Here is an 8177-nt window from a genome sequence, read left to right as displayed (position 1 = left end):
CTCAACTTGGTGGTCAATCTTTTACTCCTGAGTAGCATTTCTTCTAACTCCCGAAAAAATGGGCGAACCGGGAGTAACAGGATAGTCTCTATCAATTCTACAATTTGCTTCCTGGTTGCTTCATCTGCTAGTTGTTGCCTTGCTTGTAAAATCAATTCTCTACCCTTGTCAACGGCTGTCTCTTCTCTTTCGATGATTAATTTAACGATCGCAACTTGAAGTGAGTTCTCCGTCGTATCTAATTCATCTAGATAAATGCGTTGCACTTGTGAACTGTTTAGCAGCGATTGATACGGTAGTTGATCGCTTGGATCTAAACTTCGTTGTGGATAGATGACGACAGCACGCCAAAAATTGACTGATTCGTTTTGACGCAAGTAAAGAAAAATTTCGGCAAAGAAGCGTCTATAAAAAGTCGGGTCTAATTGAAACTGGACTTCAACAAAGTAGAGTGGTTGGTTTGTGGTTTCAGTTGTGGGCATGAATACCCCATCAATTCTAAAAGCCGTTTCTTTTAGTTCGACTGAAACAAATTGATATGCGTTGACGTTGATAGTATTATCGCCAATTATTGCAAAAAATATGCTAGGGAAAGATTGAAATAAGCTATAAAATATTTTGTCAGTTTGCACTTGGATTTAGTCAAGCGGAAATTGGATATTCAAAGTTTATCAAAATAGCGTATACGCGTCTGATTACGCATTAAAAAAAGCAGATAGTAACCATCATCTGCTTGAATTTAAAAAACCATTATCTCATTTACTTAGATACCAACTGATTAACTGGAGCAATCCCAGCCAAATCTAAAATTGGTGCGATCGCATCTTCCCGCTTTACTGCCATCAGATGGACACCTTGACACAATTGCCGTGCTATCTGCACTTGTTCGGCGGCAATTTTTATCCCTTCCTCAAAAGGCTCTTTGGCTTTTGCCAATCTATCAATAATATGTTGGGGAATATTGACACCCGGAACACATCTATTAATAAACTGAGCATTTTTTGCCGATTTCAACAGAAAAATTCCTGCCAAAATCGGTTTTTTATAGCCAGATGCAATGGTATCCATAAACTTTTCTAGGACATCAAAATCGGTAATCAACTGACTTTGAAAAAATTGCGCTCCGGCTTCGATTTTGCGTTCAAATCGACTTTGTAAACCCGACCAACTCTTACATTGCGGATCTACTGCTGCGCCAACAAATAAATCTAGCGCTCCATCAGTCAAAGGTTTTTCGTTGCAATCAACGCCTTGATTCATCTTTCGAATTAGTTGCAGCAGTCGCACCGCTTCTAAGTCAAACACTGCTTTGGCATCTGGATGATCGCCTGCTTTTACTGGGTCGCCAGTCAAAGCTAAAATATTACGGATACCTAAAGCATGAGCGCCCATTAAATCTGCTTGTAAAGCAATGCGGTTGCGATCGCGGCAAGCAACTTGACAGATCGGCTCTATACCATTTTGTGACAAAATCACCGACGCGATTAACGAAGACATCCGTAACACTGCGCGGCTACCATCAGTAACATTGACAGCATGAACCCTTCCCTTAAGAGTCGCCGCCATTTGAATCATGTGCGCTGGATTTCCCCCTTTCGGGGGTGCTACCTCGGCGGTAACTAGAAATTCACCTGCTTGTACAGCTCTACGGAAGGCTGTGGGGCTATGGGTGTGATACATAAAATTAAGAATTTCAATTTCTTAAATGGTATAGCAAATCACACCTAAAAGCGAAAGCTTAGAGAGGAAGCGAGTAGCCTAAAGCAGCTTTTACTTGTGATAAAGTTTGATTTGCGATCGCTCTAGCTTTTTCCCCTCCATCCCGTAATACAGACTCCAAATAGCTTTTATCTGTCGTTACCGAGTTATATTTTTCTTGGATTGGTTTCAAGGACTCAATAATTGTGTCTGTCAACAATGGCTTGAATTGTCCCCAGCCCATATCTTGGCACTCAACTGCTACATCTTCCTTTCTCTTCCCAGAAAGCAATGTATACAGCGTCAACAAATTATTACACTCTGGGCGCGCTGGATCGTCGAAAGTCAGCCCACGAATCGGATCGGTTTTACAACGCTTAATTTTGTATTGAATCTGTTCGGGTGAATCTAGCAAACTGATTCGGCTTAACTCCGAAGGATCGGACTTTGACATTTTGCGTGTACCATCCGCTAAACTCATCACCCTTGCCCCTTCCTTACGAATCAAAGGGTCTGGTAACTTTAGAACTGGTTGATCTGGTTTACCAAATTGGTGATTTAACCGAGCTGCAATATCCCTTGTCAATTCCAAGTGTTGCTTTTGGTCTTCACCCACTGGTACTTTATCCGCTTGGTAAAGTAAAATATCAGCCGCCATCAAAACTGGGTAATCCAACAAACCTGCACTCACATTTTCTCCCTGCTTAACAGCTTTTTCCTTAAACTGGATCATGTCTTGCAGCCAGTTTAGAGGTGTAATGCAGTTGAGCAACCAGGTGAGTTCACTGTGGGCTGAAACGTGAGATTGTACAAAGATGGTGGAGTGATTTAAATCAAGACCACAAGCTAGATAAAGAGCAGCAAGAGTGTAGGTATCAGCTGCCAACTGTTTCGGGTCGTGTGGCACTGTAATCGCGTGCAAATCAGCCACAAAGAGGTAATTTTCGTATTCGCTCTGACCTTCTACCCAGTTGCGAATGGCTCCTAAGTAGTTACCTAGATGGTAATTGCCCGTTGGTTGAACTCCAGAAAGAACACGTTGCTTGCCCATAAATTTCAACTAAGTTATCTCAAATCTGCGCTAATAAAGTGGCGATGTCTGGTGAAAAGTCGCTTCTCTTCTGTGCGAGAAGCTGTACCAACGCCAACGCGCCTACGCAAAACTCATTTAATTTTGACATTTTCCAGCGCAACTCGCCGTTGAAATATGGGAGTGAGAACAATGCAATTTTGTGAGAGCATCGTAAAGACAGCAGGGAACCAGGGAGCAGGGGGAATGGAAAAAGAACCAATTATCGGACAGAAATTCATTCTGTAGCTTGCTTCCCTGAAAGGATATTCTGATTCCACATTCTTGAATTCTGTTTTAATAAAGTCGAGCTTACTTAATTTTGTAATTCTCGATGATAGTGCAAGGAACAGACTTTTCTCCCGACCAATCGGTAAAAGTATCTTCATTTTTGTAATGCCTTGGTGTTTGCATAAGCAAGTTCCAAGCATCTTTGGCATCCAATAAATTTAAACGCTCAGGATAGTGTATCTTTAATAATTCTTGCACTAGGGGATAATAGTCAGAGTTGATTCCTGGAAAAATATGGTGTTCTGTATGATAAGAAAAATTTAAATGCAATTTGTCAACTATTTTAGGAACACGCAGAGAAATACTATTAATCAGTGGATCATTGACACTTGTCATCTGACAAAGCATGTGGTTTGTATAGATGTAAAATATTGCTCCAGCATAACCAATTCCAATCGGCAAAAAGTAACTCAACGCGATTTTTAGGAAATTAAATTGTAAATACGTCAAGATACTCAAATGAATCATGACAATTACAAAAAGTTCACCCGCAATTAACCAACGTTCTTTAGTTTTAACTGTAAAAGCAGCAGGAACAAAACTTACAGATTCACTATTAAAAAATAGCACTGAGGTCAGATTTCGAAGATTATGTGTTCCCCATGCGGTTGCCATTCCTACTATTAAACTGATAGGATTAACTTCCGCAGAGGGTACGCATACATCTTGAATCCATTTACCCCAAGTTTTCGGCTGCTGGTATAAGTAATTGCGATCGGGATCTGCCAATGAATTAGTTTTATTATGATGTTCTCGATTATGTACTGCTTTCCACAATGTGGGTGGCATCCACAACATCGCTAGCCCTAATAAGCTCATAATTTTGACTATAGGGGAGTTTTTAATGACGCTACCGTGCATCAGATCATGGGAGCTAAATAGCAAGACAATAACACTATTACCCATTACTACAGCTAAAGGTAAATAAAGCCATAAAAAATATAAATTCCAACGATCTAGATAAGATGCGATCGCCCAGCCTATAATCAGAATTGCCCAATTAATTGATAGAATAAATAATTTACTTGGATCAGGGAGAAATGCTTCGGCAGGAAGCAAGGGACGCAATTTTTTTGCATACTCTGCTTGACGAATGAACTTTTGTGCGTTACTAACTTCCATAAATAATTATTGTTTTTTCTTTATTTAATTTATTTTACAATCAAAAGTTTCAAAACTTAACATAATTTATGGCAAAAAATTTATTAGACCTCTTGCACGAATTTTGAAGGTATGAATGGAAGGTCTTCGTTTGTGCAAGAGGTCTATTGTAAAAAAGTAATCAACAATTAAAGACTCGACAAACCCGGTTTTTTTAATAAACCAGTTTCTTTAGAAAATACAGCATTTTTCTTTTGTATGAAGTACAAAGCTACGGTTTTTGAGGTAGAAAGCAGGATATAGAAACTCTTCATATCTAATTTTGAGTCCTACACTTTGTACCTCATTAAAAAGCAAACTGCTGTAAGTCAGTCTGCTGGTGAAGTTTTGCCTAACAATGTGGCAATATTCTGCGGTTAGTCCTTAGAAAAACTTGTAGAGTAGCCACTTCTCTACCAGAAGCTTTGCGTAGCTTACCTCTAAGTAGGAGTGACTAATCTCCGCACAGCCTTTAGCTTTGTATCAGCCTATAGGCGCATCTTCAAACAGGAATGGTATAAACTCACCCATTCAGGTGAAGGCATACAGAGATGTAAGACCTATCATGAAGTAATATTAAGCAACTATAAAGCTAATTATGCGTCTAGTTGTTAGCTTATTAATAAAGATTTAATCGAAAAATTTTAACAATTCCCCATTCCTGTACTCACCCTTTAACTACAGGCTACTCCCATAAAGCAAGATTAATTAGGCTTTCAGATATGGCTACGCACATAGAAATTCCTGTTGTTGGCAAAGTTAAATATCCATTACGCTGGCTGATGGGTCTGATAACAGGAGGTGTTTTGGTTGTTGGTAGTATCACAACCTACACCCTGATAAATCAAGGGACAAAAGAAGATATTGCTCAATTAACTGTGCCAGTGGCGGCGAAAAACGTCACATTGAGAATTACAGCTAGTGGTAAAGTCGTACCAGTTCAGAGTGTAAATATTAGTCCGAAGAACCCCGGAGTGCTATCGCAATTATATGTACAACAAGGCGATCGCATTCAACAAGGGCAAATCCTCGCCCGCATGGATAGCGCAGGTATTGAGGCTCAAAGGAGTCAGTATCGTGCTAACCTAGCCCAAAGTCAAGCACAACTTGCCGAAGCCCTTGCTGGTAGTCGTCCTCAAGAAATTGCTCAAGCTAAGGCGCGGTTAGCACAAGCTCAAGCGCAGCTAACCCAAGCTAGGGCTGGTAATCGTCCCCAAGAGATTGCTCAAGCTCAATCCCAAGTAGATGCGGCTCAAGCTAAGGTGAATTACACCAGCGAACAGGTAAAGCGCTACCAATACCTATATAAAGAGGGAGCAGAGAAAAAACAATTACTCGATCAAGCCATCAGCGAAGACAAGAGTGCTAGAGCCAGTTTAGAAGAAGCTAAAAAACGATTGTCGTTAGTCCAAAGTGGGACTCGGACTGAGGAAATCGACCAACGTCAAGCAGCTGTTAATGAAGCACGGGCAGCATTGGTACTGTTAGAAGATGGTACTCGTTCTGAGGAAATTGCCCAGCGCCAAGCGGCTGTAGCCAGTTCTGAAGCTCAATTGAAAGGTGTGCAAGTGCAGTTGGAAGATACAATTATTCGCGCTCCGCTTTCGGGAATTGTTACCCAAAAGTATGCCGAACCTGGCGCTTTTGTCACACCCACCACTTCTGCTTCTACTAGCGCATCGGCAACTTCTAGTTCAATTGTTGCTGTAGCACGTGGGTTAGAAATATTAGCTCAAGTTCCTGAAGCCGATATTGGCAGGATTAAACCGGGACAGCAGGTGGAAATTGTCGCTGATGCTTATCCCGATCAAGTTTTTAAAGGTCATGTGCGCTTAATTGCCCCCGAAGCGGTGGTGGAACAAGGTGTGACATCCTTCCAGGTGCGGGTTGCTCTGGATACTGGTACGGATAAATTGCGTTCTGGCTTAAATGTAGATCTGACTTTTTTAGGCGATCGCGTCAATAATGCCTTGGTGCTACCAACGGTGTCAATTGTCACCGAAAAGGGTCAAACTGGTGTACTTATACCAGATGTAAAGAATAAACCCCAGTTCCGCGAAATTACAGTTGGGGCACAGATTCAAGACCAAACTCAGATATTAGGGGGAGTTAAAGAAGGCGATCGCGTTTTTGTTAATCCACCCAAAGACTACAAAATCGAGAAAGCAAAAGAAAAGAGTAATTTGTAATGACGCTCCTGCGTCGCTAACGTAATTCGTAATTTTTAAGACATGAATTTTTTAGAAAGTGTCCAAATGGCGGGGAAAACCCTGCTGTCAAATAAGCTGCGTAGTGCCCTGACGATGTTGGGTATAGTTATTGGTAATGCCTCAGTAATTGCCATGATTGGTATTGGCGAAGGTGGGCAAAAATACGTGAATAAACAGCTAGAGTCATTAGGGCCAAATGTGCTTTTTATACTGCCAGGTAATCAAGAAACTCAGCGTATCTCCTTTGAAGTGCCAAAAACTCTGGTGTTACAAGATGCCGATGCGATCGCTTCTCAAGTACCAACAATAGTAGGAGTTGCACCAGAGTTAAACAGGAGACAGGTAGTTACATATAGCAACCGAAACACTGATGTCAACATCATTGGTACAACTCCCAGCTTCTTATCAGTGCGGGATTTTGAAACTGCTAAAGGCAGATTTTTTAGCGAGGTAGACATTAAGCGAAGTAACCAAGTCGTTGTCTTAGGTGGAGACTTGGCAGAAAAACTGTTCGGTAATAGTAACGCTATTGGTCAGCAATTGCGAATTGGAAATACCAGCTTTCAAGTGATTGGGACATTAATAGCCAAAGGTTCCAGTGTGGGAGCAGATTATGATGATGCTGCGCTCATACCAATCACAACCTCAGCCAACCGACTTGTGGGAAAGAATTCTCCCTATGGTATTGCTTTAGATTATCTCGTTGCTGCCGCTCGTGATTCAGAGAGTGTGGATGCAGCAGAATTTCAAATTGCTAATTTGCTGCGTCTACGGCACAAAATTAATGGTGAAGATGACTTTACTATCCGCTCTCAAAAGGATGCTTTGCAAACTGTCGGTCAAATCACAGGTGCATTGACAATTATGCTAGCAGCGATCGCAGGGATATCGTTGTTTGTCGGCGGCATAGGGATTATGAATATTATGCTTGTCTCCGTCACCGAACGCACTCAAGAAATCGGATTAAGGAAAGCGATCGGGGCAACTGAGCAAGATATTTTGCTACAGTTCATTATTGAGGCAGTAATAGTTTCCGCAGCTGGTGGTTTAGTTGGGACTGCGGTTGGTGTCAGTGGCATTCTATTAGTGGGAGCTTTGACTCCCTTAGAAGCGGCACTTTCTCCAACAGCGATTACTATGGCAGTTGGTGTTTCTGGTGGTATTGGTTTATTCTTTGGTGTTGTTCCTGCACGTCGCGCTGCTAAACTCGACCCGATTGTGGCTTTGAGAAGTGCTTAGTGTAAAACTAATACATCTGGACAAGAATTTTCCGCTACATCTTCCTGTACTTGATTCCTAATCATGGAAACAAATTTGTCAAGATCGAATGGTTTAAGTAAATATTCTTCAAACTCGACATTTGGAATTTGGTCATGCGTACCTGTGCTAGATGTTGAAGTCACAATGATTGGGATATGATTTCCATTGTTTGCTTCCATAGCACTCAATGTATTTAGCAATGTATAAATACTTTCACCTAAAAACCTAATTTCACAGACAAGAATGTTGGGTGTGAACCAACTCAGAATTTCTAAAGCTTCTTTTACTGAACCAGCAGTAATTACATTTGCACTGTGATCTTCGAGTAAAAATGTGTACAAATCTCTACTATCGCGATCGTTGTCTATAACGAGTACTTCTACACCTTTGAGTATCCCATCTGCCAAGCAAAAGCCATTGATTAAATTCATAACTCCCGGTTCGCCCATTTTTTCGGGAGTTAGAAGAAATGCTACTCAGGAGTAAAAGATTGACCACCAAGTTGAGTG

7 protein-coding genes are annotated in these 8177 nt (G+C 41.2%); 2 read left to right on the top strand and 5 right to left on the bottom strand.

What is annotated here, in order from left to right; all coding sequences use genetic code 11:
* The 4 genes from GNF10_RS33075 to GNF10_RS33060 all read right to left on the bottom strand — a co-directional run.
* The coding region (locus GNF10_RS33075; protein ID WP_185607373.1) for an Rpn family recombination-promoting nuclease/putative transposase at window positions 1-632 on the bottom strand (632 nt) is incomplete at its 3' end.
* A gap of 127 nt (window positions 633-759) precedes the next feature.
* Window positions 760-1680 (bottom strand): methylenetetrahydrofolate reductase, encoded by a 921-nt coding sequence (locus GNF10_RS33070; RefSeq protein ID WP_185580519.1) that lies wholly within the window; start codon window positions 1678-1680, stop codon window positions 760-762.
* A 58-nt stretch (window positions 1681-1738) separates the two neighbouring features.
* Window positions 1739-2749 (bottom strand): tryptophan--tRNA ligase, encoded by a 1011-nt coding sequence (trpS, locus tag GNF10_RS33065; RefSeq protein WP_185580518.1) that lies wholly within the window; start codon window positions 2747-2749, stop codon window positions 1739-1741.
* 330 nt (window positions 2750-3079) lie between these two features.
* Window positions 3080-4180 carry a fatty acid desaturase gene (locus tag GNF10_RS33060; protein ID WP_185592649.1) on the bottom strand — a complete coding sequence of 367 codons (1101 nt, stop codon included), beginning with the start codon at window positions 4178-4180 and terminating at the stop codon, window positions 3080-3082.
* 740 nt (window positions 4181-4920) lie between these two features.
* Between GNF10_RS33060 and GNF10_RS33055 the strand changes: the two genes are divergently transcribed.
* Window positions 4921-6387 carry an efflux RND transporter periplasmic adaptor subunit gene (locus tag GNF10_RS33055; protein ID WP_185580517.1) on the top strand — a complete coding sequence of 489 codons (1467 nt, stop codon included), beginning with the start codon at window positions 4921-4923 and terminating at the stop codon, window positions 6385-6387.
* A 42-nt stretch (window positions 6388-6429) separates the two neighbouring features.
* A complete protein-coding gene (locus GNF10_RS33050) occupies window positions 6430-7647 on the top strand; it encodes an ABC transporter permease (RefSeq protein WP_185580516.1) in 1218 nt (405 codons plus the stop codon).
* On the opposite strand, the gene GNF10_RS33045 is transcribed toward GNF10_RS33050, so the two are convergent.
* Complete coding sequence (locus tag GNF10_RS33045; protein ID WP_260446101.1) at window positions 7644-8099, bottom strand: two-component system response regulator; 456 nt, start codon at window positions 8097-8099, stop codon at window positions 7644-7646. The genes GNF10_RS33050 and GNF10_RS33045 overlap by 4 nt on opposite strands.
* Window positions 8100-8177: the final 78 nt, after the last annotated feature.

Origin of the sequence: Nostoc sp. UCD121 (genome assembly GCF_014222285.1) — a bacterium.
Taxonomy (GTDB): domain Bacteria; phylum Cyanobacteriota; class Cyanobacteriia; order Cyanobacteriales; family Nostocaceae; genus Nostoc.
This window is presented reverse-complemented; position numbering and strand designations above follow the sequence as displayed.